This window comes from Kitasatospora sp. NPDC051164, from assembly GCF_044455625.1.
Classification (GTDB): Bacteria; Actinomycetota; Actinomycetes; order Streptomycetales; family Streptomycetaceae; genus Kitasatospora.
The window spans coordinates 50277-76748 of sequence record NZ_JBITFB010000037.1; the positions used below are offsets into that span (position 1 = coordinate 50277).

Below are 26472 nucleotides of genomic sequence, written 5' to 3' on the forward strand. Positions count from 1 at the left end.
GGGCAGCTGTGCGTGCTGGGCGGAGGCGTCTCCTGCCCGGGGCCCGGCGCCGCCTCTCGTGCCTGGCCGTCACCGCAGGGTGGATCGCAGCCGGCCGATCGGCCACCGCGGACCGACGTCCGGATCGCCGTGCCACGCCCACTGGGAGTGCGGGGTGACGGTGATGCCGTAGTCGTACCGCACCGGCCGGCCGAGCTCTTCCCACTGCGTCCAGGCGGCCAGCACCTCGTCACCGAGCCGGCGCGGTCCGCCCTGGAGGAGCAGGGACGGCTCACCGGAGCCCCGTGCGACGAGCGTGGCCCACGACTGGTCACCGTCGTGGATCCAGGCGTTGAGGCCGTCGGCGTCCCGGTCGGTGAGCAGCACCGCGTCCGGGACGGCCACCCGCAGAGCGAAGCGTAGGTCCCAGGTGTCCAGCGGGTTCAGGTCGCGGTCGACGCTTTGGCGGGCCTGCGGTTCGGCCGTTCCGCGCACTGCGGCGTAGGCGGCGCTGCCGGTGCGGGCCTGGGTCGGGCCGTGGCGGTCGCCCATGAACTGGGCCAGGCCCTGCACCCATCCCTGGGCGCTGCGGCCGTCGTCGGCGACGGTGAGGGCGACGTGCCCGAGCCGTCCCCAGGGGTAGACGATTCGGCCGCCCGGCCGTACCGCTTCCACCCAGGACCAGGGCACGGCCTCGACGGCGTAGGTGGCGTGGATCCGGTCGACCATCCCGCCGCCGGGCGGCCCGCCGGCGGTGCCGTTGGCGACCGTGACCACGGGGTCGAGTCCGGCGGCGGAGAGCCGGGTGCGGGCGAAGGCGGCCAGGTGCTCGTCCACCTCGGTGGACACCACCAGGCCGGGGCCGGTCCGCCAGGAGGTCAGCGCCGCCGTCCAGCCCTGGCCGGTGCCGATGTCCCACACCCGGTGCCCCGGGGCCACCTGGAGGCTGTCCAGCATGTCCGCCACCACGGAGGGCGCGGACAGCGACGAGGACGGTCGGCCGTCGTCGAGCTGGGTGACGGCCGCGGAGTAGATTCCTGAGTACAGCTCGTCCGTCCAGCCGCCCGGATCCGCCCCGCGGTCGAGGGCCACGTAGGCTCGGCCGTCCCAGCGCCACAACCGGTCCGGTGCGAACCGGTCCCGAGGCAGCGCGGCGAAGGCCTCGCGCAGCCACGGCGCCCCGGCCGGCCACGCCCCGCACCGCTCCATCTCCGCGTCCAGGCACGTCCGGCGTCCGGCCAGGTCCTCGTCGGAGGCCACTACTTGCGGTGCTTGCCGTCGGACTCCGGCTCCGGCGGGACCTGCCCATCGGCGTTGCCGGGCGGAGGCGTCCCCTGCCCGGGATCCGGCGCCGGCTTCTCGTGCTCACCCATCGCGGTTCCCCTTCGGTCGGGTGCAACGATCGGCCACCCATCCTCGTGCACGCCCCCATCACGCGGTAGAGGGCGTGAAGGAGCGGCAAGGGGGTGCGAACGGTTCCGCGTCCGCCGTTCGGCCCGTCAGGGCCAGCCGTGCCCGCTCGGATAGGGCGGCCGCACCGGGTACTCCGCGTGCCTGGTAGCGCCGCATCGTCTCGCGCATCTTCTTGATCGACTCCGTGTTGCGCTTCGAGGTGATGCCGTCCATCAGGGTCAGCGCCTGTCCCCAGGTGCTCACGGCTTCGTCCATGTGGTTCTGCTTGTCGAGGGTGCCGGCCAGCTCGTCCAGGGTCAGTGCGTGGATGCGCCGGAACTTCTCCGGGTCACGGCCGGTGAGCGCGGCACGGCGGTGCTTCTCGGTGTTCTTGTGGTCGCCGAGCTCGGAGAGCGTCTTCCCGGTGTGGGAGCTGATGGTGGCGCCGGCCGGCCCGGCGGCCAGGGCGTAGTCGGCGACCGGGTCCGTGCCGCGGGTCAGCTCGTCCTCGGCGGACAGCAGCGCGTCCGCGGCCCTGCTGCCCTGCTTGGTCGCGCCGTAGGCGCGGGCGCTGGTGATGAGCAGCATAGCCCGGGTCTGGGCGTCGACTCGGCCGGTGGAGCGGCGCAGGAACGCCTTCGTCCTGGCCGCCGAGCCGGAGAGCACCGAGGAGGAGGACACCGGGCTGCGCCCGGCCGCCGACTCCGAGCTCCTGGGCCTGACCGTCTCCGGCCAGTAGCCACCGCCGCCAGCGAGCCGCGGGCCCGGCCCTCGTGCCGGGCCCGCTCCGCCCCCCGACCCCAGGAGCCACCGTGGGCAACCCCCGCCTGCGCACCGAACGCCAGCCCAGCACCCGCCCTGACGGCCGCCTGCAGATCGGCTCGCTCCCCGGGATCGCGAGCACCCTGCCCGACCCCGACGGATGGCGCCTGCCGCTGCTACGCCTGCTGGACGGCACCCGAACCACCGCCGACGTCCTCAGCGCCATGCAGACCACCCACCCCGACATACCCTCCGCCCGCATCGGCCGCCTGCTCACCGACCTCATCCGGGCCGGGCACCTTCAGGACGCGGCCACCGCAGGCCCGCACACCGACCTCGAGCCCGGCGCCGTCCAGCGCCGCCGGCGCACCGCCGAGTACCTGGACATGGTCGACCAGAAGGCCGGCGCACCGGCTGGGACCTCCAGCGCATCCTGACCCGCTCCGTAGTCACCGTCGTCGGCATCGGCGGCACTGGCCTGGTCGCCGCGGCCGCCCTCGCCGCCGCCGGAATCGGCCGCCTCGTCCTGGCCGACCACAACCGCGTCGAGGAATCGAACCTGAGCCGCCAACACCTCCACACCACCACCGACATCGGCCGCCCCAAAGTCGACGCCGCGTGGGACCGGCTGAAAGAACGCCACCCCGAACTCGACATCGTCGCGATCCCCGAACAGATCACCCGCCGACCCCAGTTCACCCGCCTGATGCGCGACTGCGACCTCCTCATCCTCGTCGCCGACGAACCCCAAGGCCTGCGCCTGACCGCCAACCGCGCCGCCCTCGAAGCCGGCTGCGCCTGGGTCGACCCCGGCTACCACGGCCCCGTGATCAGCACCACCCTGTTCGTCCCGGGCCAGGGCCGGCCGTGCTGGGAGTGCCTGCGCCACGGCGACGCCATCGCCCACGGCCTGCCCGGCATCCACGCCGACGTACCGACCGTCGCCCTGCCCCGCACGATCGGACACCCCGTCACCGCCGTCACCGCCGGCCTCGCCGGGACCTACGCCGCCCACACCGTGATCACCCACCTCACTGGCACCCGCGAGTTCGCGCCCTCCACCGTCCACCGGCACAGCCTCATCGCCCCCACCGGCCAGCCGCTCACCCCCCTCACCCACCCTCGCAACCCCCACTGCCCCTCCTGCAGCACGACCACCACACGAACGGAGATTCCCAATGATGCTGTCAAGTCGGGGCGGTGACGCCTTGTGACCGGCTCACTGCGCTGGGGCAACGGCCTTGGTGTCACGGTCACCGCGATGATGCTGGCGGTCCGCGCTCGAGGCCGCAGGAGTCGGGATCACCGGCGGCGAGGTCTACTTGAAGAACTTCCCGACTGCGGGCTTCCCCCCGCCCCGTGACCCCTGCGCGACCAGGGCCAGCGGGTCGTCGATCACCGCGCATAGCACGGGCAACTCCCGCACGGGGTCGTTCAGCACGGTGACGGGCATCGCCGCGACCGGCGCGCACACCGCCGCCGGCGTAACCCGCTCACCGGCATCCAGCACCGGCAGGCCACCGGCGTAGGGGTTGCCGGCCACCAGGCCGACGGCGAGGTCGTAGCGCAGCTCGTCGTTCAACTGCCCTTCCCTGCCGTCACACCCAAGGTGCTCAGGCCGTGGGTGCGCCACGGGGGGACCCGCCCCGTCCGGGCCTGCGCTTGAGTACGGGTACTCAAGCGCAGGCCCGGGTCCCATGCCTACGGTGATGGGACGGAGCGGGACGGAGGGGAGGCGAAGTGTTCGACAAGGGGCTGGCGAAGGGTTGTCTCGGCGCCGCGGTGGGTCTCGCCGGCCTGGTAGGGGTCGTGCTCGCGCTCCACGTGGGTGTGTGGTGGTGGATCAGCTACGACGAAGCGCACCCGCCCGCTCCCCGGCCCGAACAGGTTCGCTTCACCGCGGACGGCTTCCGCCAGCGCAGCGAGCAGGCTCTCCAGGCCACGGTCGGCACCCTGAGCCCCGGCCTGGCGCTGACCGATACGGGCTACTCCGTCGAGCGGCACCAGCCGCGTCCCAACGGTGAGCTGAGCAGGCTGTTCTTCGTCGACCGCCGGCTCACCGCCCGGACCAGGATCAGCGCGTCCCACCGCCTGGAACTGAAGAGCGGTATCGAGAACCAGTGGCGGCTGCAAGGCTACAAGCAGGTCAAGCCGATCTGGACCCCCAGCGAGCCGGAGAAGGGTACGGACTACCAGTTCAGCGCCGAATCCTCCGGGGGAGTCAGCGTCTACGTCAGCCTCGTGCCGGGACCCGACCAGATGCTCACCCTCACCCTCTCCATCCGCAGCGACGGCGTCGAGTACGCCCCGGACTTCGCCAGGCCCACCGAGACCCTTCGGCCGGACATCGACGACGCCCACTGGTCGACGTGAGTGCTGGCCGTCGCCCAGCACTCCATCCTCAAGTCCTGAACCGGCGCCCAGGCGCTTTGCCTGCCACGATCCCGTTCAGCAGGTGGGCGTGGTCCGTCGGACCGGGGGAGCGGTGTTGTCAGTGCCGGCCGGGACGATGGGAAGCATGATCGACGCCGCCGCTTCGCTGTCCTCCCCGTCCGCCTACGCCGACGCTGTTGCCGCCGCCGTGCAGGCCGCCGCCGCGTACTACGGGCACGCTCCACCCCGCTCGGGGACGACGAGTACGACGCCCTGCTGCGGGCCATCACCGCCTACGAGGATGAGCACCCCGACCAGGTGCTGCCCGACTCGCCGTCCGGAAAGGTAGCCGGAGGCGCGGTCGTCGGCGACGTCCCGCACAGCATGCCGATGCTGTCGCTCGACAACGTGTTCTCGGCCGAGGAGCTGGAGTCCTGGGCCGCCGGGCTGGAGCGGCGACTCGGGCGGCCCGTCGCCGCCTGGTGCGTGGAACCCAAGCTCGACGGCCTCGCGATCACGGCCCGGTACCGGGCGGGACGCCTGCAGCAGGTGATCACCCGGGGCGACGGCCTCGCCGAGGAGGACATCACCCACGCCGCCGACGCCGTCCTCGGCCTGCCCGCCAGCCTCACCGAGCCGGTCGACATCGAGCTGCGCGGCGAGGTGCTGCTCACCCAGGAGCAGTTCGACCGCGCTGACCAGGTGCGCATCGAGCATGGCGCCGCACCGTTCGCGAATCCGCGCAACGGCGCGGCCGGCACCATGCGGGCCAAGGACCGCCCGTACCGGATCGAGCTGACCTTCTTCGCCTACGACGCCATCGGCCTTCCCGGGCTCGGCCACGCTGAACTCCTCGCCCGCTTGGCGGTCCTCGGCGCCAACACCGCCGCCACCGCCGCGGCGCACCCGACGCGCTGCACCGCCATCACCGAGGTCCAGCGGCGCATCGAGGAGATCGAAGCGCTGCGCGGCTGCCGTTCGGCATCGACGGCGTGGTGATCAAGGCTGATGCCGCCGCCGACCAGGAGGACGCCGGGTCCGGCTCCCGGGCCCCACGGTGGGCCGTGGCCCGCAAGCTCGCCGCCGAGCACAAGGTGACCCGGCTGCTCGGGGTGGAGTGGAACGTCGGCCGGACCGGGATCATCGCCCCGCGGGCGCTGCTGGAGCCGGTGGTGATTGACGGCGTGACCGTCACGTTCGCGACATTGCACAACCCCGCCGACATCGAGCGCCGGGGCCTGATGATCGGGGACGCCGTCTTCGTGCGCAGGGCCGGTGACGTGATTCCGAGGGTGGAGGCGCCGGTGGTCGAGGCGCGCACCGGTGACGAGCAGCCGATCGCCTTCCCCGAGGTCTGCCCACGATGCGGCGACGCCATTGACCGCGAGGAACAGCGTTGGCGGTGCGTGCGCGGCCGAAACTGCCAGGCCGTCGCCTCCATCATCTACGCGGCCGGGCGCGACCAGCTCGACATCGAAGGCCTCGGCGGTACCCGCGCCGTACAGCTGGTCGAGGCTGGACTCGTCGCCGACGTGGCCGACCTGTTCACCCTCACCCGCGAGCAGCTCCTGGGCCTGGAGCGCATGGGCGAGACCAGCACCGACAACCTGCTGGCCGCTCTGGAGGCCGCCCGCACGCAGCCGCTGAACCGGGTGTTCTGTGCGCTCGGCATCCGCGGAACCGGGCGGACCATGCCCCGCCGCATCGCCGCGCACTTCGGCTCCATGGCCGCAATCCGCGCCGCGGACGCCGAGACGCTGGCGGCAGTGGACGGCATCGGTACCGAGAAGGCCCGCGTCATCGCGTCCGAGCTCGCCGAGCTCGCCCCGCTCCTGGACCGCCTCGCGAAGCTGGGCGTGGGCACCGCCGAAACGGTCCCGGCTGCCACGGCAGCCTCGCAGGACGGGGACACCGAAGCCGGGGACGGCCCTCTCGCCGGTCAGGCCGTGGTCGTGACGGGCAGCATGAGTGGGGCCCTCGCCGCCCTCTCCCGCAACGAGATGAACGAGCTGATCGAGCGGGCCGGCGGCAAGGCCTCGTCCTCGGTGTCCAAGCGAACCACCCTGCTGGTCGCCGGGGAGAAGGCGGGCTCCAAGAAGGCCAAGGCCGAGGAGCTGGGAATCCGGATCGCGACCCCGGAGGAGTTCGCTGCGGGTCCTACCTCAGTTCGGCGGACGCGACGGTGCGGTCCGGTACAGCAGGGGAATCTGAAGGGCGCCCCGGCGCTGGAGCCCGGCAGGGGAGTACCAGTGCGCGTGCGGCCAGGGCCGGCTCAGCTCCGGTCCGCATGCGCCGTCCGGCCGGACACCATCGGCGACCGCCCCGAACTCGGGAACACCACCGCTGGTGATGACGGGCACCGGATAGAGCCTGCCGTCAGGGTCGGCGACGTACGGTTGCCCGCACCCCGTGCACCACAGCCCCAGGCGCGAGGGCCGGGGCAAGGACGCCATTGTGAACGACCTCCTGGGAATGATCGCCCGAAGGCGGGAAGAGGAGCTGGAGCGCAGCGGAGGAGTCATCGCCCAGGCGATCGCAGGCCTGGACAAGAAGGCCATCCCGGACTTCATGGAGCTGTTTCGGGTCTCCCGGGTGGAGGCGCGCTACGAGCACACGGCCCACCCGCCGCTGCTGGAGATCTTCCAGAAGCAGCAGCGCGGCGCCGCCGACCTGATCTGGGAGGGCCGCCCGCACTGGGAGAACCACGACCTCATGGGGGCACATCATGCTCACCCGTGCCGGCGGCCGTTCCGACCGCGTCAGCGGGGGAGTGCGGCCCAGGCCGTGGCGAGGCGGGTGACCAGGGTGGCGGCGGTGTCCGGAGGGAAGGAGTACGGCAGCCGGAGGTGGTCGTCGTGGGCGCCGGTCGGATCCATGGTGGCGCCGGGGACGACCTCGGCGCCGTGGCGCAGGGCGAGTTGGGCGTAGACGCGTGCGTCGGTGCCGGCGGGGAGGCGGATCCACAGCACGGAACCGCCGTGCGGCGGCTGCCAGTGCCAGTCCGGGAGGCGGGCGGCGAGCAGGCCGGTCATGGTGGCAAGCCGCTCGCGCCGGAGGCGTTCCCGTTCGGGGGCGAGGGCGGGGAGGGTGGGGAGCAGACGGGCGGCGAGGGCCTGGTCGAGCAGTGGGCTGCCGAGGTCGTCGAGCGCCTTGAGCCGGGCCAGGCGGGCCGCGGTGTCGCGTGGCGCGCGGATCCAGCCGATCCGCAGGCCGCCCCAGACCGCCTTGGCCAGCGAACCCACCGTCAGCACGGGGCCCCCGGCGGGGTGCGCGGCGATCGGCGGCGGGGCCTGCCCGGGGGCGAGGGCCGCCGCGTGGGCGCTGTCCTCGAGGACGGTCACGCCGTGCTCGGCGGCGAGTTCGGCGACCCGGCGTCGGCGGCCGGCGGACATCAGGGTGCCGGTGGGGTTGTGGAAGGTCGGCATCAGGTAGAGCAGCGCGGGCCGGTGCTCGGCGAGTGCGGCGGCGAGCCGGTCGATCCGGATGCCGTCGGAGTCGAGTCCGACGCCGACCAGCCGCGCTCCGGCGGCCCGCAGGACGTCCAGGCAGCCCGGCCACCCGGGGGACTCCACGACCGCGGTCGACCCCCGCCCGAGGAGCAGCCGGGCGGTCAGGGTGACCGCCTGGGTGGCCCCGGTGGTCACCACCACCTGCTCGGGTGCCGTCGGCAGGCCGTGCGCGGCGTGGTGGTCGGCGATCGCCGCGCGCAGGGCGGGCAGTCCGGCCGGGTGGTAGCCGGCGTCGCGGACCAGCCCGGGCAGGTCCTCGCGGACGAGGTCGGTCAGCGCCCCGGCCAGGTCCGGCCCGCCGGCCTCGGCCGCCTGCCCCAGCGAGATGACGTCCGGCGGGGGCGCTACCAGCCGCTGGATCACCGCGGTGGCCTGGCCGCCGCGCACCCGCCCGTCCACCGGGGCCCGGTGGACGGCGGCGCCCTCCGACACCCGGGTGCCGCTGCCCCGGCGGGTCTCGACCAGGCCGGACCCGCGCAGCGCGTCGTAGGCGGCGACCACCGTGGCCCGGCTGGCCGGGAGCGCGTCGGCGAGCCGCCGCTCGGGCGGCAGGCGGTCCCCCGGGCGCAGGTCCCCGGAGCGTACGGCCCGCACGAACGCCTCGGTGAGCCGCCGGTACAGCGGCCCCTCGGCCGAACTCCAGTCGCCCAGCAGGTCGATCAGCTCGGCGGGCTCGGAGGTCCCACGATTCCGGTCCACTTTCCCCTCCATTGGCACGGGAGTACGCCCCGCCGCTGACAGAGGCTAGCGGCATGATCACCACCTCGACTCCAGACCCCCGACTCGCCGCCGTCTGCGACCTCTCCGTCGTCGCCGCCCGCGACAGCGCCGGCCTGCACCAGTACGACGGCGCCGTCCAGGACCTCTCCCCGGACGGCGTGCGCCGCGGCCTCGCCGCCCTCGGCGGCCCCGCCGGCACCGCGCCTTACCCGGACCCCCACGACGAGGCGCACGCGGCCGCCGCCGAGGAGGCCCTGCGGGTCCGCTTCGGCGAGCTCGAACTGCACCGCAGCAACCCGCTGTGGCACATCGAGAACCTGGACCTGTCCGGCTACGACCGCCCGTACGCGCCGCAGCCCGAACGGGACGCCGCCCGGCAGGCCCACCTCAACCGCTGGCCGGACGCCGTCGACGTGGCCGTCGAGGCGCTGGACCGGGTGCCCGCGCCGCTGGCCGAGGCCACCCTGCCGCTCGCCCGCGGCCTGGCCGCCTACGTCGACCCCCAGGGCGGTCCCGTCCACGCCGCCGCCGGCCGCGCCCACGCCCGGCTCCTGGCCCACCTCGAGCGGGCCGCCGCCGAAGGCCCGGAATCGGCGGCGCTCGGCGGCCCCGCGCTCGCCCGGCTGCTCGGCGCGGCCGAGGCCTGCACCGTCGACCTCACCGCGATGACCGCCCGGGTGGACGCGGAGCGCGACCGGCTGCGGGCGCTGCTCGACGAGTCGCTGCGCCGCGTCGACCCCGGAACTCCCTCGCCCGCCGCCACCGTCCGGGCCCTGCAGGCCGACCACCCCGACGCCGAGGGGGTGTTGGCGGAGTTCCGCAGGCTCGTCGACGAGACGGTCGCCTGGACCGGCCGGCACGACCTGGTGCCCGACCACGACGTCGAGGTGCTCGTCGAGCCGATGCCCGACTCCCAACGCCGAGCACTGGCAGGGCTGTTCGCGGCCGCGCCGTACGAGCCCGACGCGCCCGCCGGCTTCCGGGTCACCCTCCCGGACACCGGCTGGTCGCGAGCGGAGCGCGACCAGTGGCTCTCGACCGGCTTCAACCGCACCCTGATGCCCAACATGGCGATCCACGAGGTGGCCCCCGGGCACGCCAGCCACTTCCGGGCGCTGCGCCGGGCGGCGACCGACGTCCGCCGCACCCTCCACTCCGAGGCCTTCATCGAGGGATGGGCCCACTACTGCGAGGAGTTGGCCCTGGAGCAGGGCTTCCGCGACGGCGACCCGCGCGTCGCCGTCGCCGTCGCCCAGGACGCACTGCGCCGGGTCGCCCGCTTCGCCTGCGCGATCGGGCTGCACACCGGGGCCATGACCCTGGCGGACGCGGCGGCCCGGTTCACCGAGGACGTCGCCCTGGCCGGCCCGGCCGCCCTGCACGAGGCCCGGCGCGGACTCTTCGACCCCACCTACGGCCGGTACACCTGGGGCAAGTTCGCGATCCTCGACCTGCGCGAACAGGCCGCGAAGCGCTGGGGCGCCACCTTCTCGCTGCGCCGCTTCCACACCGCCATGTTCGACCTCGGCGCCCCGCCGCTGGGCCTGCTGCCCACCGCGCTGGACCGCGGATGACCTCGCTCGCCGGCTTCCTGCTGGCCTCGCTGGCGCTGGTCGCCGTCCCGGGGCCCAACCTGATCTACATCGTCACACGCAGCGTGCAGGACGGACGGCGGGCCGGCCTGGTCTCGGCCCTCGGGGTGGAGACCGGCACGCTGGTCCACGTCCTCCTCGCGGTCGGCGGCCTGGCGGCGCTGGTCGCCGACCACCCGCCGGTCTTCACCGTGCTGCGCTACGCGGGCGCCGGGTACCTCGCGTACCTGGGCGTGCGGGCCCTCGCCCGCCGCCCGTCCCCGGCCGGTGACGGGCGGCGGGAGCCCGCCCGGCGCCGCCTGCTCCGGGTCTACGGCGACGCGGTCCTGGTCAACCTGCTCAACCCCAAGGTGGTCCTGTTCTTCCTCGCCTTCCTCCCCCAGTTCGTGCCCACCGGACTGCCCGCCGCCGAGACCCGGGCGCGCATGCTCGTCCTGGGCGCGGTCTTCCTGGCCGTCGCGCTCGCCCTGGACCTCTGCTACGCCCTCCTCGGCGCCGCGCTCACCGGCCGGCTCCGCGGCACGCCGCGCGGGGACCGGCGGCTGTCCTACGCGGTCGGCGGCGTGTACCTCGCCCTGGCGGCCCTGGTGTTCGTCTGAACCCGCTTCGAGGTGCTACCCCGGGCCGGTCGCGGGGAGGCGCGCGGCACTTCTCCCAGGAGGAGCAGCCCGCCGGCGTCCGGGCGCTGATCCGCGACTTCGCCGCCGCGACGGCCTGAGCGGCCGTCCTGTGACCGGGCATGGGCAACCGGCCCGCCGACCGGTCGCCCACCCGAACCCCGGTGTTCCGGCCTGCCGGTGGACTTGTCAGGACGTAGGCATGGGAGTAGCTGGAATGACTGATTCGTCCGATGGTGTCGCACTGACCGGTGGACGGATCACTCAAAGTGTCGTCAGAGTCGGAAATTGCGTCCGGAGACCCGTAAAGACATCTTCGGGATTCGTTGCCGCTCTCCTCAGGCTATTCGAAAATAATGAATTCGCAGGCGCCCCGCGGTATCTTGGCCAGGACAACGGGATGGATATCCTCAGTTATCTTCCCGGCGAGGTCCCCATGCGCTTCAAGCTGTGGACAGACGAACAGGTGGCCGCGGCTGGCAGGCTTCTGCGTTCGATGCACGACGCGACGCGCGGGAGCGAACTGGCAGGCCGCTCCCCGGTTGTCTGCCACCGCGACGCCGCCCCGAACAACTAGTTCTCTACGCTTCATGATCACCGGGGGATCCGTGCCTGCCGTCCCATCCACCTGCCCCTCCAGGCCCGTGCCGGGCGCGGCCGCGAAGTCGACGTGTACTCGGTTCTTGCCCCGCCGCTCTTCGGCCACACGCTGGAATCCCAGTGCCAGCGGCTGCGCTCTGACTATGACGAAGTCGCCGAAGTCCTGGACGATTTCGCCGCAGCGCTCAGGGCCAACCAAGACGGCCGGAAATTCTGACAGCCCGTTCTGCGCGCAGGGGCGGCCGGTTGTTCGTCGGGGGCCGGTGGTCAGCGGTCTGATGCCTGCCTGGCCGGGGACGGGAGCCAGCCGGCTTGGGCGGCGCGCACGCCGGCCTGGAAGCGGCTGCGGGCGTCGAGGCGTTCCATGAGGTCGGTGGCGATACGGCGCGCGGTGCGGGGTGAGACGCCGAGGCGCTTGGCGATGGCGTCGTCGGTGTGGCCGTCGGCCAGCAGGGTCAGGGCGGTCCGCTCCTGGGCGGTGAGTCCGTGTTCGTCGGGCCGGGCGGTGGCGCCGAGCGGCTGGGCGCTGGCCCAGACGGTCTCGAACAGGGCGCACAGTGCGGTCAGCATCCCCTGGCCGGTGAGCACGACGGCGCCGGCCGCGGTGTCGTCGCTGTGGACCGGGATGACGGCCGTGGTCCGGTCGACCACGATCATCCGGGTGGGGAGCGCGGGCGCGGTGCGGACCTGGCCGCCGTGGGTGGCCAGCCAGTTGACGTACTCGACGGTGTGCGGGCTGTTGCGGACACTGTCCAGGTAGACGGTCCGCATCCGGATGCCGCGCCCCAGCAGGTCCAGGTCCAGGGGCTTGGCGGCCTCGATGTTCTCGGGCTTCTGCCCGCCGTCGGGCGCGAAGGTCATGACTTCCTCGCGCACCTCCCGGGTGAGCCCGGCGAGCCGGTCGCGGATCCGGTCGAGGCCGGTGAGCTGCTCGACGTCGGGGTGGTTCCCAGCCGGCCGGAGGTCGGCGTACTCGGAGATGAGTTGCGCCGCCGCGGCCCGGGAGGCTTCGATCCGCAGCTGCTGTGCGGCGAGTTCGGCCTGCTGGCGGGCCATCAGGATCTCCATCCCGATCTCGGGGGAGACGGCCCGCAGTTCGCCCTCGCGGTCCGCGGAGGGGCGCAGCAGGGCCAGTTCGCTGAGGGTGTCCAGGGCCTGCCTGATCTGCTGCTCGGGCAGGGACAGGCGTGCGCCGAGGGCGTGGACGCCCTCCTGCGGGTGGGCGAGCATCGCGCGGTAGACCGCTTCCGAGACCTTGTCCAGCCCCAGCGCTGTAAGCATGCCCTGCCCCACCCCCCGTGAAGAACCTGCGTTCGAACGCACGCGATCATTCCACATCCGGGAGGATCGCGGTCATCGGCCCCGTGGACGGTTCCGGCCATGGACCCAACCGTCCCGGGCTATCCCCTTCACGCCAATTGCCCAGTTCGGCACGCTCGGTCCATGTACCTCGTCCACGCCGCCTTGCAGCCGGTTCCGCCCGGCCGTCCGCTTCCCGGTGATGCCCGCGAACTCCTGTGGGCCGCCGTGCGCCCCGAGGACCGGGTCGAGCACGTCGTCGTCCATCCGGATGCCGTCCCGGACCCGGTGCTGGGTGTCTACGTGCTCGCCGAGTCCCTTGCTTCGGCGGAGCACCGGGCCTCCGAGTTCTGCCGCCGCGCGCTGGTGGCCGTGCCCGAGTTCGCCGGGTGGAAGGCGATGAAGGCCGCCGCACCGCTCGTCACGCCGTTCTACGAGCGCCTGCTGTCCGCCCCGGCCGGTCCTGGCCGGAACGGTCCAGGGACGCTTCCGTCCAGCTGAGAACCCTTCCACCCGCTCTGACCAGCGACGAAGCTAGTGGTTGTCGGAAGGGGACACCGCCCGGACGACAACCGGAGAGAGCGTCACCGCGGGACGCCCACACCGGAAGCCCACACCATCCCCGTCGCACCCGAAGAGGACACCTCATGCTCCGCACCTTCACCGCCAAGGCCGCCGCGGTCGCCGCCCTCGCCCTCGCCGTCCTGGTCCCCGGCGTAGCCGCCCAGGCGGCTTCTGCCCAGCCGGTCATCACCGCTCAGGCCGACAACATGATCTGGGGCTGACCTCGCGCCGGGCCGCACCATCCCGCCGACCGGCTGCTCCTGCAGGGCAGCCGCCCGGCCCTCCTTGACCGGCCTGGCGCACACCACGACCCACGCCACGCTCTTCCCGCCTCCGGCCCGCCCCTGTTCGTGACCGGGGCCCCGAGTCGCGATGCGCACGCCACCACGTGTGGCGGCCGCCGCACGAGGACCGGAGGCCGACGGGTTCAGCGGCCAGTTCTCGCGGACGACCCGCGGGCACGCAGCGCGCTCGCCGAAAGCTTCTCGCCGGTCTGTCACCGGCACTCCATCACCTGATTTCTTTCTTCCTGCTCGCAGACTTCTGGAGTCATGTCATGTCCAAGACCGCCATTCGCCGTGCCGCCGCGCTGAGCACCGCCGCCGCCTTCCTGCCCATCAGCCTCGCTCTGGGCGCCTCGCCGGCCTCCGCCAGCGTCGGGAGCTCCATCGCTGCCACCGCGCAGGCGAACCTCGGCGACAAGGCCTGCTCGACCAACAGCGCAGGAGGAAAGGGCTACTACACCAGCTGCACCGGGGGCCCCGAGGCCTGGTGCGCGGACTTCGCCAAGTGGGTCTGGGCCCAGAACGGTGTCGACGTGAACGGCCTCACCCGGGGCGCCGGCAGCTTCGGCCGCTACAACGGCGGGCTGCACAGCACCCCGCATGTCGGCGACGCACTCCTGTTCAACTACAACGGCTACGACTACGCCGACCACGTCGCCCTCGTGACGGCCGTCGGCAACGGCACCGTCACCACCATCGGCGGCAACGAGCACGGTGTGAGCGGCAACTGGTCCGCGACCTCCATCGTCCAGCAGTCCACCCACAGCTCGGCGGTCGGCTACAGCTGGGGCGGCCAGCGCATCAGCGGCTACGTCTCGCCGCGCGGCGGAAACGACTCCGGCGCGAGCGACGCCCCGGCTCCCGCCCTGCCTCCGGGCAACCACGTGTACGACAACGTCCGGTTCGCCAGCGGCACCTGGCAGGGTGCCGCGCTCGCCGACGGCGGCGCCGACGTCTCCCAGGTGGCCACCGCTTCGCTGCCCAACGGCGACACCCACGTCCTCACCCTCGTCAACGGCTCGGTGTACGACAACGTCCGTTTCGCCAACGGCACCTGGCAGGGCGCCGCGCTCGCCGACGGCGGCGGCCACATCGACCAGATCGCCGCGGTCGGCATGCCCAACGGCGACATGCACGTCGAGACCCTGTCCGGCGGCGTGGTGTACGACAACGTCCGGTTCGCCAACGGCACCTGGCAGGGCGCCAAGGTCGCCGACGGCGGCGGGTCGGTGGGCGCGATCTCCGTCGCGGCGCTGCCCAACGGTGACATGCACCTGGTGACGCTCACCGGCGGCTCGGTGTACGACAACGTCCGCCACGCCGACGGCACCTGGCAGGGCGCCCAGGTCTTCGACGACGGAGGCTACGTCTCCTCCGTCGCCGCCGTCGGCATGCCCAACGGCGACATGCACGTCGAAACCCTCAACAGCGGATCGGTCTACGACAACGTCCGGTTCGCCAACGGCACCTGGCAGGGCGCCGCGGTCGCCGACAACGGCGGTGGGGTCGGCGCCGTCTCCGTCGCGGCCCTGCCCAACGGCGACATGCACCTGGTGACGCTCACCGGCGGCTCGGTCTACGACAACGTCCGCCACGCCGACGGCACCTGGCAGGGCGCCGCGCTCGCCGACGGTGGCGGCCACGTCAACGCCATCTCCGCCACCGGCATGCCCAACGGCGACATGCACCTGGAGACCCTCGCCAAGTAACGGATCGCCGGCGATCCACCACCCGACCGCCCGGTCCCGCCCCAGGGGCCGGGCGGTCGCCCTCGCCGCCACCACAGTCATTGACCGGCAACACCTCCCGGTCCTCCCGGCCACCCTTCTCGACGCCAGGCGCCCGGACCAGCCGCTCACCCAGTGCGTCCACCACCGCAGAATCCCAGGAGCCCACCCATGCCCGCACGCGCTCTCAAGGCCCCCCTCCTCCGCCGGATGTCCGCCGCTGTCGTACTGACGGCGCTCTGCGCCCCGCTGCTCGTGACGACGGAGGCCTCGGCCGCCTCGGTGTCCACCTGGGACAAGGTCGCGGCGTGCGAGAGCAGCGGCAACTGGAGCATCGTCAGCGCCAACCGGCTCTACTACGGCGGGCTCCAGATCAGCCTCGACAACTGGCGTCACTACGGCGGCCTCAACTACGCCGCCCGCCCGGACCTGGCGACCAAGCAGCAGCAGATCCTCATCGCCGAGAAGCTCCTCGCCGACCAGGGCGCCGGCGCCTGGCCGGTGTGCGCGCCAGGCACCGGCCTCGCCACCGACCGCACGGACCCCTACCCCGCACCCACCCCGGCCCCCGCGCCGAGCTGGAAGGCACAGGTCCTGGTAAACGGAGGCGGCGCCATCTTCCACGCGACCCGCGACGCGTCCGGCAACTGGTCGGGCTTCGCCAACGTCGCCGCCCAGAGCGGGGACATCGGCCCCGTCGGCTCGCTCGCCGACGCCGGGATCAATGGCGACACGCACGTGGTGGCGGTCGGCGGCAACGGCGACATCTACCATGCCGTCCGATTCGCCGACGGCCAGTGGGGCGCCTTCGGCGACGTCAGCTGCCAGGCCGGCTCCCTGAGTTCCGTGACCAAAGTGTCGGCCGTATCGGTCGGTTCGGAGCTGAACGTGCTGGCGGTCGCGAGCGGACGGCTGTTCCACACCGTGCGGCACGCGGACGGGACCTGGACCGCGTTCGCCGACGTCCAGTCCCAGGCCGGTTCGCTGCCCGCGACGGTGACCAGCGCGTCCGAGGCCTCCGTGAACGGACAGCTGCAGGTGGTGGCCGTTGCCGGCGGACGCGTGTACCACTCGGTCCGAGCCGCCGACGGCACGTGGAGCGCCTGGGGCGACGTGTACTCGATGGCCGGAGACGCGGGCGCCGCGACCGACGTCGCGATGACCGGGACCGGTGCCGACGTGCAGATCGTCATCGCGTCGAACGGCGGCACGAAGCAGTACCACGGCGCCCGGCTCGCCAGCGGCCAGTGGTTGCCCCTGAGCGACCTGGCCCCGGTGGCGGGCTCGTTCACCACGACGTCAGTGAGCGCCGCGACAATCGCCGGCGAGCTCCAGGCCACCTTCATCACGACGGACAACCGCATCCTGCACGCGATCCGCCACACCGATGGCAGCTGGCAGAACGCAACCCCGATCAACCTGACCGACGTCTACGGCAACCACTACGCGGCCAGCATCACCGGGACCCTCTGACACCTCAGAGGCCCGGGAGCTGGGCATCACGCTGATGCGCTTCTGGGGGTGCGCCGGCGCCAGAGGCGCCCGCCCCGGGAGCTGACTGGGCGTTTCGTCCCTGACTCTGGGGGTTCAGGTGCCGCGCCAGGTGGGGGTGGTTTCGCCGGTGAGTCGGCGGGTCATGAGGCTGATCATCACGAGGTGGATCATGGCCGCTCGACGACCCAGCGTCGGGGCTGGACGACGAATCCCCTGGTGGTGGGGTCGCGACGGACGATCTCGATGTCGATGCCGAGCGTGGCGCCGTGTTCGACGACGGCGGTCTTGTAGCCCATGTCGGCCCAGGCCTTGCCGATGGTCGGGTGCTCGGCTGCGACCACGGTCAGCAGCTGTCTGCCGGCGGCGTTGTCCTGGACGCTCGCGGCGGTGACCGGCACCACGAGCAGCAGGCCGATGGTGTCGGTGACGATGTTGCGTTTCCTGCCCACGATCTTCTTCCCGACATCGACGCCCTGGCCGGCGACGGGAACGTTCGTGGAGGTCTTCACACTCTGGGAGTCGAGGATGCACGCGGTCGGCTCCGGATCGCGGCCTTCTGCGGCGCGGACCAGGCGGCGCAACAGGCCGTTGAGTTGCTCGAACACTCCCTCCTTCTGCCAGCGGGCAAAGTAGGTGTAGACGGTTTCCCAGGGCGGGTAGTCGTGTGGGAGGTAGCGCCAGGGGATGCCGGTGCGGTCGACGTAGAGGATCGCATCGAGGAGGTCGCGCAGCTCGTGCTCGGGCGGTCGGCCAAACGCGAGGGCACGTTCGGTACGGGCTCGACGCCAGGCGGTCAGGGTTGGTTCGACCAGAGCCCAACGGGCATCTGACAGGTCGCCCGGATACGGTCGACGGTCCGTCATGATGAACGGCATACTGCGGAATCGCCACGCTGCCCAGGCCTCGCGACTTCCGATGGACAGACACTCCCAGGTCCGGCTTCCAGGGATGAGGCAGGAGGAAGCGCACAGTTCCGGCGGGCATTTGTGTATCGGCGGCCCTCCCGTCACCAGAGCCCCAAGCGTCACCAGACGCAGACAGTCCTGGCACCTGCCAGCGGGCACCGCCACCAGACGCCGGTTCCGGTACCAGGCGCCTTCCGTCTCCCGGACCGCCACCGGTCGGCAGACCCTCGCGAACAGGGCCCGAAGCGGCTCGGGCCCCAGCCTCAGACGGGCCCGGCCGATGGCCGCCGTCGTCGGCACCCGCCAGGCCCTCGCCCACCGGCCCTCCCGCTCCAGCCCCTGGACCAGGAGCCGGGCCACCTCCTCATAGCCCTGCCCGAAGAACAGGCACATCGCCAGCACGAAGTAGACCACCACCCGCGCCGGCAGCAGCCGGTGCCGCTGTTCGGTCCGGCCGCACGCGGCGACCACCTCATCGATCAACTCAGGCAGGAACGCACGCGTCAGCACCCCAACGCGATCCGGTCCGAGAGCCGGTCACTCGCCGGCGACTTCACCTGTCCAGGCCTTGGCACAACCCACTCAACGAACAGACCACACCAAAGTCACCGGTATTGGGCCTAGCCCGGGCATAACCCAGCGGCCTCACCAGAATGATGAGGCCGCTGTGCAGTCCGCACGTCGGACGCCGTCCCCAGCCCGCCCGGCTCGGAACGGCATCTCAGGCCTGAGCCGCTGCGGGGCGGATGGCGGGTCGGCCGATGGTGAACAGGCCGCCGGGGTAGCGGGTGAAGGCGGGATGGGCGGTCATGGCGGCCTTCAGCTGAGTCGCTGGCACCTGGTGGCGCTGGGCGGTCAGCTCGGCGGCGGCCGGGATCGGCAGCTGCGCCTGGTCGATCTACAGGAGCTGGGCGGCGGCGTGCTGGCCGGCGGTGGGTGCGTCAGGCTCCGTCGAAGGCCGTGACGCCGGTGGTGGTGCCGAGCAGGATCCGGCTGCCGGTCAGCACCGGGGAGGCGAAGTGCGGGAGCGGGTCGGTGGCGGTCTGCTGGAGGATCCGGCCGGTGGCTGGATCTAGGGCGTAGAGCCGCCCGCGCCCGTAGTCGGCGACCCAGACCGCGCCGCCGCCGATGACCGGCGAGCCGGTTGCGCCCAGGGGTACCCGCCAGCCGGAGTGCAGCGAGCCGTCGTCGGCGACGGTGAGCTGGGCGAGCGCGGTGTCGCACGGGACGTACACTGTGCTGCCGGCCACGGCCGCGCCGCCGTACGCCGAGCAGAGCGGGGCCTCGGCGAGCCGGCCGCCGACACCGCCGAGGTGCTCGGCATCCAAGGCATAGGCCGTGCCGCGCTTGCCGACGGCGACCACGAAGCGGCCGACCCTCACCGGGGCGAGCGCGCCGAGGTCGAGGTCGTCGGCGTTGTCGGCGGCCCAGTCGGCGGGGGCGAAGAAGTCGGTGCGCTCCAGCCGCGGGGAGAGCGCGAGCACCGAGTCGGAACCGTCGTAGGGGCCGCCGGTGGCCGCGCCGTTGCCCACCGAGACGTACAGCTGCTCCCCGTCCACCACCGGTCCGCCGGAGGCCCAGCTGCCGCCCTGGCGGGTGGTCGGCACGGCGTAGGACAGGATCGGTCCGCCACCCGTGACGGGGACCGACAGCACGCTGCCGACATAGTTGCCGCAGTCGCCGAACAGACCGCCGTACGCGATCACCACCCGGCCTTGCCACAGCGCGAGGGCCGAGCGCTGCTGGTGGGCGATCGGGTCGCCGCGCGGCGGCTCGACCTCCCGCTGGAGCCGCAGCTCGCCGGTCGCCGTGTCCAGCCCGGCGAGCAGGTGCCGGCCGCCGGTGATTTCGGCGACGGCGAGCAGCAGGCCGGTGGCGGGGTCGTACACCGGGGTGCCGGTGATGCCGAGCGGGTCGATGTTGCCGCACGGCAGCTCGGCGGACCGGGCGGGCTCGCCCAGGTGACGGCTCCACAGCACCGCGCCGGTCGCCAGGGCGAGGGCGTACACGGTGTTGTTCTGGGTGGCCGCCAGCACCCGGTCGCCGACCACCAGCGGCTGGCCGTACACCGCGCCGTCCAGCCGGGCCGACCAGGCCCCTCTCAGCAGGCCGACCGGCGGTACGCCGGGGGCGACGCCGGTGTGCAGCGGGTCGCGGTGGTACATCGGCCAGTCGCCGTCGCGCAGTTGGGTGGGAGTACCGGCGGTGCCGGACGGGACCAGCACGGTGGGGACCACCGGCCCGGGGTGTTCGCCGGGCGCGCAGCCCGGGAGCAGGGCCAGCAGCGCGACGAGGGCGGGCAGGCGGGGCATGGTCCGACAGTGCCCGGCCCGCGCGCCGGTCGTGGGGATATGTCACCTGTCCGAGGGCGTGTCCCTGGTTCGGCTCGCATTCCGCAGCCCTGCTGAGTCCATCACCCGAGCGAGCGCACCGGCGCCTACCGCGTCCGCTTCGACGACCTGGTCGTCGCCGAGGACGGCCGACTTTCGGAGGCACCGCGCGCCGACACCACCCGCCCCGCCCCGACCCGGCCCGCGCCGCCGCGCCCGAACGGCTGGAGCTGGCCCCACGCAGCAGCCGGCCCGCACCCGCCGACCGCGACCTGGGCCGACCGATCCTCGACTCCCCGCCGGTACGCGGCACGATGTGGCTGCGCTGGAGCGGCCACGACGGCATCCGCACCCTCCACCACGGCGCCGACCTGGCCCGGGGCTGGGTCGAGAAGGACGTCGACGGCCTGAACGGCTGGGCGGCCCTGGTCGACGGCCGGATCGTCCGCAGCACCCGCCAAGGCCTCGCCGTACCGGAGCCCGTCGTGCACACCGCGGCGTGGCAGGCCGGCGCGACGCTGCCCGCCGCCCTCGCCCAGCACCCCGCCAAGACCGACCAGCACGACCCGTTCGCCGAAGAGAGCGAGGACGAGCCCGACGACCAGGAGCACGGGCTGCTCGGCACCGTCCGCAGCAGGGTCCGCCGCCAGGCGGCCGGGATGACCCTGGAGAACCTCCAGCAGGCCCTGCACCCGGCCCGGGACGACGAGCGCGCCGCCGACCGGCACGCCGACGCCGGAGACGAAGCCGCCCACGCCACCGCGGCCGACACCTGCGCCGAGTGGCAGCGCGTGCGCGACCACACCGCCGAGACCCGGGCCGAGCGCTACGACCCCGACCACGACACCGCCCTCCAGCACGCGCTGCGCCGCGAGCGCCACCGCCAGGACGTCGCCGAATGCGCCCGCGAGGCCGCCCACCAGGCCCGCCAGACCACCGACGCCGCCCACCGCAGCCTCGCCGGCACCGCCGCCCAGCCCCTCTACACTGCCCTCGACCGCGCCGGCCTCCACACGCTCACCGACGACGACCACCAGGCCGTCCGCGACCTCACCCGCCACCTCGACCCCGCCACGCTGCGCCAGGTCATGAGCTGGCTGGAGCGCACCCGCACCGCGGCCCTCGCGCTGCGCGGCACCGACCAGGCCCAGCCCGTCCGCTCCAAGGCCCGCCGCAGCCAGTTCTGACGGACCCTCGGGCCCACAGCCCGCTGCCCTTTCACCACGCGCGGCCCAGCCGGTCACCCTCCGGCTGGGCCGCGCTGCTTCGTCGGCGGCCCCGCTGTCCACAGCTGGCCCGGGCCAAGGTGGCGCCATGACGACGACGAAGAAGAAGACCGCAGCGCCCTGCCAGGCCCACGCCGCCGGCAGCTGGGACAACTGCGCCGGGCTCCCGCTCGCGCTGCGGATCGTCGCCGTCCTCCTCGCCGCCGCCCCGGCCCGCGTCGACCTCGCGTTCGCCGTCGTGCCGTACCTCAGCTTCCGCCGCCACGCCGCCGAGTTGCTCGCGACCATGACCAACACGATCGCCGACCTCCGCCGCGCCGGCGACCGCCACCACGAGGCCGGGGTGCTGAACTGCCTCGGCAAGGCCCGGTACGACGAGCACCGGTACGAGGAGGCGGTCGACGCCTTCACTGGGGCCGTCGCCCTCTTCCGCGCGGTGGGCGACCGGCAGCTCGCCCAACTGGCCGCCCGCAACCTCGCCACCGCCCAGGACGCCGTCCGGCGCTGATCACCCCAGCTGCCGGTAGAGCCGCTCCCCCAGGTCGATCGCCGTGCCGAGCCGGTCGGGCGTCACCGTAGCGGCCAGCGTGCCGAAGAAGTGCCGGATGCCGCCCCAGACCCGCGCAGCCCGACCGTGGTCCTCGCCGACCCCCTCCAGGTCGCTCGCGTAACCCCGCATCTCCTCGGCCTCCCGCGCGGGCAGCGAGTCGGCGATGCTGCGCAGTTCGGCCAGCAGTGCGGCGAGGTCCGACGTTTCGGCGCTGGTGCCGCCCGTGTAGTTGTTGTTGCCGAGGGTGACGGAGCCGCCCACGTTGCCGATGGTCACGTTGCCCACGGTGTAGTTCACGGCGCCGGGCTGCTTCTGCTCTGCCATGTACTCCCTCACAGTCTTTCCGGATCGGGCGAGCAGCCGGCCCTCGGGCGAGAGGCGGCTCCCTGTGATGCGGGGGTCGAAGATCACGAAGCCGTAGCCGATCAGGGCCTCCACGGCCATGGCCCGCTCGTCGCGGCTCAGTTCGGTGCCGCAGAACCAGGAGGCCGGGTTGGTGGAGTAGCCCTTCGGAACGGCCCAACCCCCTACCGCCGACTCGCGGTCCACCCAGCGGAACATCACCTCCTCGGCGTACGTCCACCGCGCGCCCCGGTCCTGCGACAGGGTCCGCAACTGCTGGGCGGCCCGGAATCCGACGATGCTGAGCCGACACGGGACGGTGGCCACGTGCATGCGGGGATCGGCGGGCACCCGTTCCGCATAGCCCCCGTCGATCAGGGCCTCCAGCACGTCCCACGGGATCCCGGCCTGCCGGACCACCACCTCCGGGGCGACGTAGCGTGCGGGTTCGGCCCCCGCCAGGCCCAGCCAGGCCAACAGCGCCCGGTCCCGGTGGACCTCTGCCCAGCTCTGGTACAGCTTCAAGCTCACCGTCGACATCGTAGCCGCGTTCGACCGACCGCGATCATAGTTGACGGAATGTCATGAGTGGGAGCAGTAAAGGCAGCTGGCGATCGCGAGCCGTGCAGGCTATGGCAGAGAAGGTCGAACCCGGCCGACACCGCCACGGCGACGGCGTCCCGCACCTACGCCGGCGGCTCCCCTGCCATGATTCGGCGCCGCAGCTCGCGCAGCGCCGCCCGGTGGGTGCCCGCGACGGCGCCCGCGACGGCGCCCGCGAGGAGCGCGGCGCCCGACCGCTCCACTGCTTCGCTCTCCAGCGCCGCCTCGCTCCGTTCACCGATCTCCCGCCTCCCGGGCGCGCAGCGCCGGGCTGTCAGCCTCGTGCAGTCCATCGATCGGGGGGAAGGAGGGGTCGGTGCTGGAGCTGCTGGAGAAGGCCGGGCCGGACCGGCTGGAGTGCCCCGAGTGCGTACAGGCCCGCGCCGCAAAGGACTTGGGCCCACTGATGCTGCCGGTCCCCGACCAAGCGCGAGCTGGTGGCCGCCCGGGTCTCCACTCCGGACGATCCGTGGCGGGAGGACCGCGTGCTGCACGCCAAGCTCTACCAGGCGAGGGGCCGCCGGGTGTGACCTGTTGGTGGTTGTGGGGGTCGGGTGGGCTTGTTGGCGGGATTGTCGTCGTATGTGTCGCGGGGTGCATTCTGCTGGACGGGTGGATTCGGTACGCCGTCCGGCGGATCGTCAGGTGGCGCTCGGGCTGCTGCGGTGTTCACGCGCCGACATTGGGCCGTGCGGCGGGTTGCCGTGACGGGTGGCGCGGACCGGTGGTGACGCCGCGACGGGACGGGTGAGGCCGCAGACCCGAGTGTCCGGCGGCGCGAGCCTGCCCGAGCGGAAGGGGACGCCGTCCGGCCCCGGAGGAGTGTCATGCGCGGTGTCCGCCCGATCCGATCACTGCTGGCCACAGCCCTCGCCCTGGTGGGCCTGGCCGTCATGCCGGCGGCCGCTCAGGCCCACGGCTCGCCCGTCGGCCACCGTCCGCCGACCGGCGTGCCCGTCTGCCATCACTCATCCGATCCTCTCCAGGCGTCCTGCAACGCCTGGGTCCGCACCGACCTGCCACCGCTCGCGTCCGTGCCGCCGAACCAGAATCCGCCCGGGTACAGCCCCCGCGACCTCAACCGCGCCTACAACCTCTTCGGCCAGCACGGCAGGGGCCGGACGGTGGCGATCACCGTCGCCAACCACCACCCCAACCTGGAGAGCGACCTGGCCGTCTACCGCCGCCAGTTCCACCTCCCCCCGTGCACCACCGCCAGCGGCTGCCTGCGCGTGATCAACCAGGACGGCGGCAGCACCCTGCCGACCACCGTCGTCCCGGAATGGTCGTTCGAGGAGGCCCTCGACGTGGACATGGTGAGCGCCTCCTGCCCGGACTGCCACATCCTGGTCGTCGAGGCCGTCAGCGCCGCCATCGGCGACCTGTTCATCGGGGTCGACCAGGCCGTCGCCCAGGGCGCGAAGTTCATCTCCAACAGCTGGGGCCATTCCGAGGCCTCGTTCGAAGGCGCCTTCGACTTCCACTTCAACCACCCCGGCATCGCCTTCGCCTTCGCCTCGGGCGACACCGGAGGCGTAGTGAACTATCCCGCCGCATCGCCCTATGTCACCGCTGTGGGCGGCACCACACTGCCCCGGGCGAACAACCGGCGCGGCTTCGTCGAAAGCGCCTGGAACGGTACCGGATGCGGCTGCTCCCTCTTCGAACCCAAGCCAGCCTTCCAGCACGACACCATCTGCCCCAACAGCCGCACCACCGCCGACGTCTCCGCGGTCGCGGACATCGCCACCGGCGTGGCGGTGTACACCACATCCCCCATCCCCGACGGTTCCACCGGCTGGGTGGTCGCGGGCGGCACCAGCGTCGCCACCCCGCTGGTCGCCGGGATGTACGCCCTGGCCGGCAACCCCGCTCCCGGCACGTTCCCCAACTCCTACCCCTACGCCCGCCCGCGGGACTTCTTCGACATCACCACCGGCGCTGCTGACGGCTTCCCCGCGATGCCGGGATACGACGCCCCCACCGGCATCGGCACCCCCGACGGCGTCGACGGACTGGGAGACCCCTGGCACGCGTGGCACGGCACCATCGGATCGGGCAGCTGAGCCGGGAGACGTCGACGGCCAGGTGAGGCGGGTTGCAGGTATCAGGCGTGACACCTGCAGCCCGCCTCAGCTGCCTGGTCCTCCGTGGCAACGGACACGCCGATATGGCCGGCATTCCAGTGGTGATCGCGGTGTTGTGGGTGGGGCCGCCGGCATGGACGGCCACCGCTGATCATCGGGTGTTGTGTGGACATCCCGAGCTCAACCGGCGGAGTGTGCGCTGGCAAGAGCCCCGTTGATCGGGCCAAATTCGGCATGAAAAGATCGCAGTTGACGGACGGCTACGGCATACCGCTTGTCACCGACCCGGCACCGGCGAACACTCGCGATCACACCTTGCTGCCCGCGACCCTCGACCGTTTCGCCGCCCTGGAAGCAGCTCTGGGGCCGCTGCCAGAGCACCCGCGTCTGCGTCTGGACGCCGGCTACGACTACAGCGTGGTCCACCAGGATCTCAACGCCCGGCGAATGATCGGCAAGATCGCCGAGCGCGGCGCGAAGACCCCGATCCAGGCCGGCGGGCGTTGGGTGGTCGAACGCACGAACTCCTGGATGAACAACTTCGGCAAGCTCCGCCGCTGCACCGAGCGACGAAAAACCATCGTCGAGTTCTTCATCGCCCTGGCCAGCGTCATCATCACCGTCCGCTGCCTAATCCGACGGGCTTGGACCCTCTACCGCTGGGACACCCGGCCTCGAAGCCCCCGCATCCGATGAGCCTGACCCGATGTGGATTCACCTTGCGATCTGCCATCGATGACGCAGAGCGCGGTGCGCCGTCAGGCAGCCTGCTAGGCAGTGTCGTCAAAGTGATCTTGGATAGTGGATCATGGTGCGGTGATACGTCGTCATGAGCTCTCCGATGTCGAGTGGGACCTGGTGCAGCCGCTGCTTCCCAGGCCCGGCACAGGTCGTCCGCGGCTGGACGACCGGACGGTGCTGAATGGGATCGTGTGGAAGTTCCGGACCGGGGTGGCCTGGCGGGACGTGCCGCCGCGATACCTCGATCCGGTTGAGCCAGGAGCTGTTGGTCGGGGCGTAGGCGATCTCCACGTTGTTCGCCTCGGCCCAAGTTCCGACCCGCTGGCACCGCTTGGTGGTCAGGTGGGGTTCCTGGGCCTGCCCGCCGTCCACGCCTTCGCCCGGGAGATGATCGCGCTGGTGGTGCTGGGGGTGGTGTGCACCGGGTTCGCCGTGCTGCTCAACACGATCATCATCACCAAGGACGGTCCGGCCGCCTCGGCCACCGTCGTCTACCTGATGACCGTCGTCGCCGTGCTCCTCGGCGGCGCGGTGCTGGGCGAGCCGCTCGGGTGGACGGTCGTCGCGGGCACGGCGGCGGTGCTCGGCGCCACCATGCTGCTGCGGCGCAAGCCCGCGACGCCGGCGCCTCTTGCGGTGCCGGTGGCCGCTGCGGCCGAGTGACGGACAGGAACACTTTCGGGGGAAGGCGTCGGCAAACCGCCCATCACCGGGCGGTTTCCGCGTTCTCCTGGCACGAAGTTCCGCACGAGGGCCCGCCTCCCCGTCCAGCTGGA

General features: G+C 72.7%; 23 protein-coding genes and 6 pseudogenes. 18 read left to right on the forward strand and 11 right to left on the reverse strand.

Annotated features, from left to right (window positions below; all coding sequences use genetic code 11):
- Positions 1-69: 69 nt before the first annotated feature.
- Both ACIBEC_RS39130 and ACIBEC_RS39135 read right to left on the reverse strand, forming a co-directional pair.
- On the reverse strand, positions 70-1239 hold the full coding sequence (locus tag ACIBEC_RS39130) for a protein-L-isoaspartate O-methyltransferase (protein ID WP_360507191.1): 1170 nt from the start codon (positions 1237-1239) through the stop codon (positions 70-72).
- Positions 1240-1410: 171 nt separating this feature from the next.
- Positions 1411-1959: a tat (twin-arginine translocation) pathway signal sequence domain-containing protein gene (locus ACIBEC_RS39135; protein ID WP_360507194.1), complete on the reverse strand. Its 549-nt coding sequence runs from the start codon at positions 1957-1959 to the stop codon at positions 1411-1413.
- Here ACIBEC_RS39135 and ACIBEC_RS39140 point away from each other — a divergent pair.
- The 3 genes from ACIBEC_RS39140 to ACIBEC_RS39150 all read left to right on the forward strand — a co-directional run bounded on the left by ACIBEC_RS39140 (position 1949) and on the right by ACIBEC_RS39150 (position 3337).
- Positions 1949-2110, forward strand: coding sequence for a hypothetical protein (locus tag ACIBEC_RS39140; RefSeq protein WP_360507197.1), 162 nt, complete (start codon positions 1949-1951; stop codon positions 2108-2110). The two genes, ACIBEC_RS39135 and ACIBEC_RS39140, sit on opposite strands and share 11 nt — an antisense overlap.
- 73 nt (positions 2111-2183) lie before the next feature.
- Positions 2184-2570, forward strand: a complete 387-nt coding sequence (locus tag ACIBEC_RS39145) for a hypothetical protein (RefSeq protein WP_360507211.1) — start codon at positions 2184-2186, stop codon at positions 2568-2570.
- Between the two features lie 26 nt (positions 2571-2596).
- Positions 2597-3337, forward strand: a complete 741-nt coding sequence (locus ACIBEC_RS39150; RefSeq protein ID WP_360507208.1) for a ThiF family adenylyltransferase — start codon at positions 2597-2599, stop codon at positions 3335-3337.
- 114 nt (positions 3338-3451) lie between these two features.
- Here ACIBEC_RS39150 and ACIBEC_RS39155 read toward each other — a convergent pair whose 3' ends face one another.
- Positions 3452-3715 (reverse strand): hypothetical protein, encoded by a 264-nt coding sequence (locus ACIBEC_RS39155; protein ID WP_360507199.1) that lies wholly within the window; start codon positions 3713-3715, stop codon positions 3452-3454.
- 158 nt (positions 3716-3873) lie between these two features.
- On the opposite strand from ACIBEC_RS39155, the gene ACIBEC_RS39160 reads away from it, so the two are divergent.
- Together ACIBEC_RS39160 and ligA are read left to right on the forward strand one after the other, a co-directional pair.
- On the forward strand, positions 3874-4506 hold the full coding sequence (locus ACIBEC_RS39160; protein ID WP_360508772.1) for a hypothetical protein: 633 nt from the start codon (positions 3874-3876) through the stop codon (positions 4504-4506).
- Between the two features lie 136 nt (positions 4507-4642).
- A pseudogene (ligA, locus tag ACIBEC_RS39165) lies at positions 4643-6656 on the forward strand (NAD-dependent DNA ligase LigA); the annotation flags it as partial.
- A 609-nt stretch (positions 6657-7265) separates the two neighbouring features.
- Here the strand turns inward: ligA and ACIBEC_RS39170 are convergent.
- Positions 7266-8714 carry a PLP-dependent aminotransferase family protein gene (locus tag ACIBEC_RS39170; protein ID WP_360508775.1) on the reverse strand — a complete coding sequence of 483 codons (1449 nt, stop codon included), beginning with the start codon at positions 8712-8714 and terminating at the stop codon, positions 7266-7268.
- A 53-nt stretch (positions 8715-8767) separates the two neighbouring features.
- Between ACIBEC_RS39170 and ACIBEC_RS39175 the strand changes: the two genes are divergently transcribed.
- The 3 genes from ACIBEC_RS39175 (at position 8768) to ACIBEC_RS39185 (ending at position 11521) form a co-directional block, all read left to right on the forward strand.
- On the forward strand, positions 8768-10309 hold the full coding sequence (locus tag ACIBEC_RS39175) for a DUF885 family protein (protein ID WP_360508778.1): 1542 nt from the start codon (positions 8768-8770) through the stop codon (positions 10307-10309).
- The gene (locus ACIBEC_RS39180) at positions 10306-10926 is read left to right on the forward strand and encodes a LysE family translocator (RefSeq protein ID WP_360508781.1); all 621 of its coding nucleotides are present in this window, start codon (positions 10306-10308) and stop codon (positions 10924-10926) included. Before ACIBEC_RS39175 ends, ACIBEC_RS39180 begins: the two co-directional genes overlap by 4 nt.
- Positions 10927-11344: 418 nt before the next feature.
- Positions 11345-11521: a hypothetical protein gene (locus tag ACIBEC_RS39185; RefSeq protein WP_360508784.1), complete on the forward strand. Its 177-nt coding sequence runs from the start codon at positions 11345-11347 to the stop codon at positions 11519-11521.
- A 290-nt stretch (positions 11522-11811) separates the two neighbouring features.
- Here ACIBEC_RS39185 and ACIBEC_RS39190 read toward each other — a convergent pair whose 3' ends face one another.
- On the reverse strand, positions 11812-12825 hold the full coding sequence (locus tag ACIBEC_RS39190; protein ID WP_360508787.1) for a LuxR C-terminal-related transcriptional regulator: 1014 nt from the start codon (positions 12823-12825) through the stop codon (positions 11812-11814).
- Positions 12826-12987: 162 nt separating this feature from the next.
- On the opposite strand from ACIBEC_RS39190, the gene ACIBEC_RS39195 reads away from it, so the two are divergent.
- From ACIBEC_RS39195 to ACIBEC_RS39210, 4 genes are all read left to right on the forward strand, one after another.
- Positions 12988-13344, forward strand: a complete 357-nt coding sequence (locus tag ACIBEC_RS39195; protein ID WP_360508789.1) for a hypothetical protein — start codon at positions 12988-12990, stop codon at positions 13342-13344.
- Between the two features lie 146 nt (positions 13345-13490).
- Entirely contained in the window at positions 13491-13628 is a 138-nt protein-coding gene (locus ACIBEC_RS39200; RefSeq protein ID WP_360508791.1) for a hypothetical protein, read from the forward strand.
- 335 nt (positions 13629-13963) lie between these two features.
- Positions 13964-15400, forward strand: a complete 1437-nt coding sequence (locus ACIBEC_RS39205) for a CHAP domain-containing protein (protein ID WP_360508793.1) — start codon at positions 13964-13966, stop codon at positions 15398-15400.
- A 189-nt stretch (positions 15401-15589) separates the two neighbouring features.
- Entirely contained in the window at positions 15590-16891 is a 1302-nt protein-coding gene (locus tag ACIBEC_RS39210; protein WP_360508795.1) for a transglycosylase family protein, read from the forward strand.
- Between the two features lie 114 nt (positions 16892-17005).
- Here the strand turns inward: ACIBEC_RS39210 and ACIBEC_RS39215 are convergent.
- The 3 genes and pseudogenes from ACIBEC_RS39215 to ACIBEC_RS39225 form a co-directional block, all read right to left on the reverse strand.
- Positions 17006-17775 (reverse strand): annotated as a pseudogene (locus ACIBEC_RS39215) (IS5 family transposase).
- Between the two features lie 330 nt (positions 17776-18105).
- Positions 18106-18327, reverse strand: a pseudogene (locus ACIBEC_RS39220) (transposase domain-containing protein); the annotation flags it as partial.
- Positions 18328-18758: 431 nt separating this feature from the next.
- Positions 18759-20129 (reverse strand): PQQ-binding-like beta-propeller repeat protein, encoded by a 1371-nt coding sequence (locus ACIBEC_RS39225; RefSeq protein ID WP_360508797.1) that lies wholly within the window; start codon positions 20127-20129, stop codon positions 18759-18761.
- 332 nt (positions 20130-20461) lie between these two features.
- Between ACIBEC_RS39225 and ACIBEC_RS39230 the strand changes: the two genes are divergently transcribed.
- The gene (locus ACIBEC_RS39230; protein ID WP_360508799.1) at positions 20462-21334 is read left to right on the forward strand and encodes a hypothetical protein; all 873 of its coding nucleotides are present in this window, start codon (positions 20462-20464) and stop codon (positions 21332-21334) included.
- 127 nt (positions 21335-21461) lie between these two features.
- Positions 21462-21881: a hypothetical protein gene (locus ACIBEC_RS39235; protein WP_360508800.1), complete on the forward strand. Its 420-nt coding sequence runs from the start codon at positions 21462-21464 to the stop codon at positions 21879-21881.
- On the opposite strand, the gene ACIBEC_RS39240 is transcribed toward ACIBEC_RS39235, so the two are convergent.
- Both ACIBEC_RS39240 and ACIBEC_RS39245 read right to left on the reverse strand, forming a co-directional pair.
- The gene (locus tag ACIBEC_RS39240) at positions 21882-22796 is read right to left on the reverse strand and encodes a hypothetical protein (protein WP_360508802.1); all 915 of its coding nucleotides are present in this window, start codon (positions 22794-22796) and stop codon (positions 21882-21884) included. It lies immediately after the preceding gene.
- Positions 22797-22951: 155 nt separating this feature from the next.
- A complete protein-coding gene (locus ACIBEC_RS39245; RefSeq protein WP_360508803.1) occupies positions 22952-23161 on the reverse strand; it encodes a hypothetical protein in 210 nt (69 codons plus the stop codon).
- 534 nt (positions 23162-23695) lie between these two features.
- Here ACIBEC_RS39245 and ACIBEC_RS39250 point away from each other — a divergent pair.
- The 3 genes and pseudogenes from ACIBEC_RS39250 to ACIBEC_RS39260 all read left to right on the forward strand — a co-directional run.
- Complete coding sequence (locus ACIBEC_RS39250; RefSeq protein ID WP_360508805.1) at positions 23696-24934, forward strand: S53 family peptidase; 1239 nt, start codon at positions 23696-23698, stop codon at positions 24932-24934.
- A gap of 207 nt (positions 24935-25141) precedes the next feature.
- Positions 25142-25651 (forward strand): annotated as a pseudogene (locus ACIBEC_RS39255) (transposase); the annotation flags it as partial.
- 162 nt (positions 25652-25813) lie between these two features.
- Positions 25814-25876: pseudogene (locus tag ACIBEC_RS39260) on the forward strand (hypothetical protein); the annotation flags it as partial.
- Between the two features lie 60 nt (positions 25877-25936).
- Here ACIBEC_RS39260 and ACIBEC_RS39265 read toward each other — a convergent pair.
- A pseudogene (locus ACIBEC_RS39265) lies at positions 25937-26044 on the reverse strand (IS630 family transposase); the annotation flags it as partial.
- Between the two features lie 3 nt (positions 26045-26047).
- Between ACIBEC_RS39265 and ACIBEC_RS39270 the strand changes: the two are divergent.
- Positions 26048-26359, forward strand: coding sequence for an EamA family transporter (locus ACIBEC_RS39270; protein ID WP_360508826.1), 312 nt, complete (start codon positions 26048-26050; stop codon positions 26357-26359).
- The last annotated feature ends 113 nt before the right edge of the window (positions 26360-26472 follow it).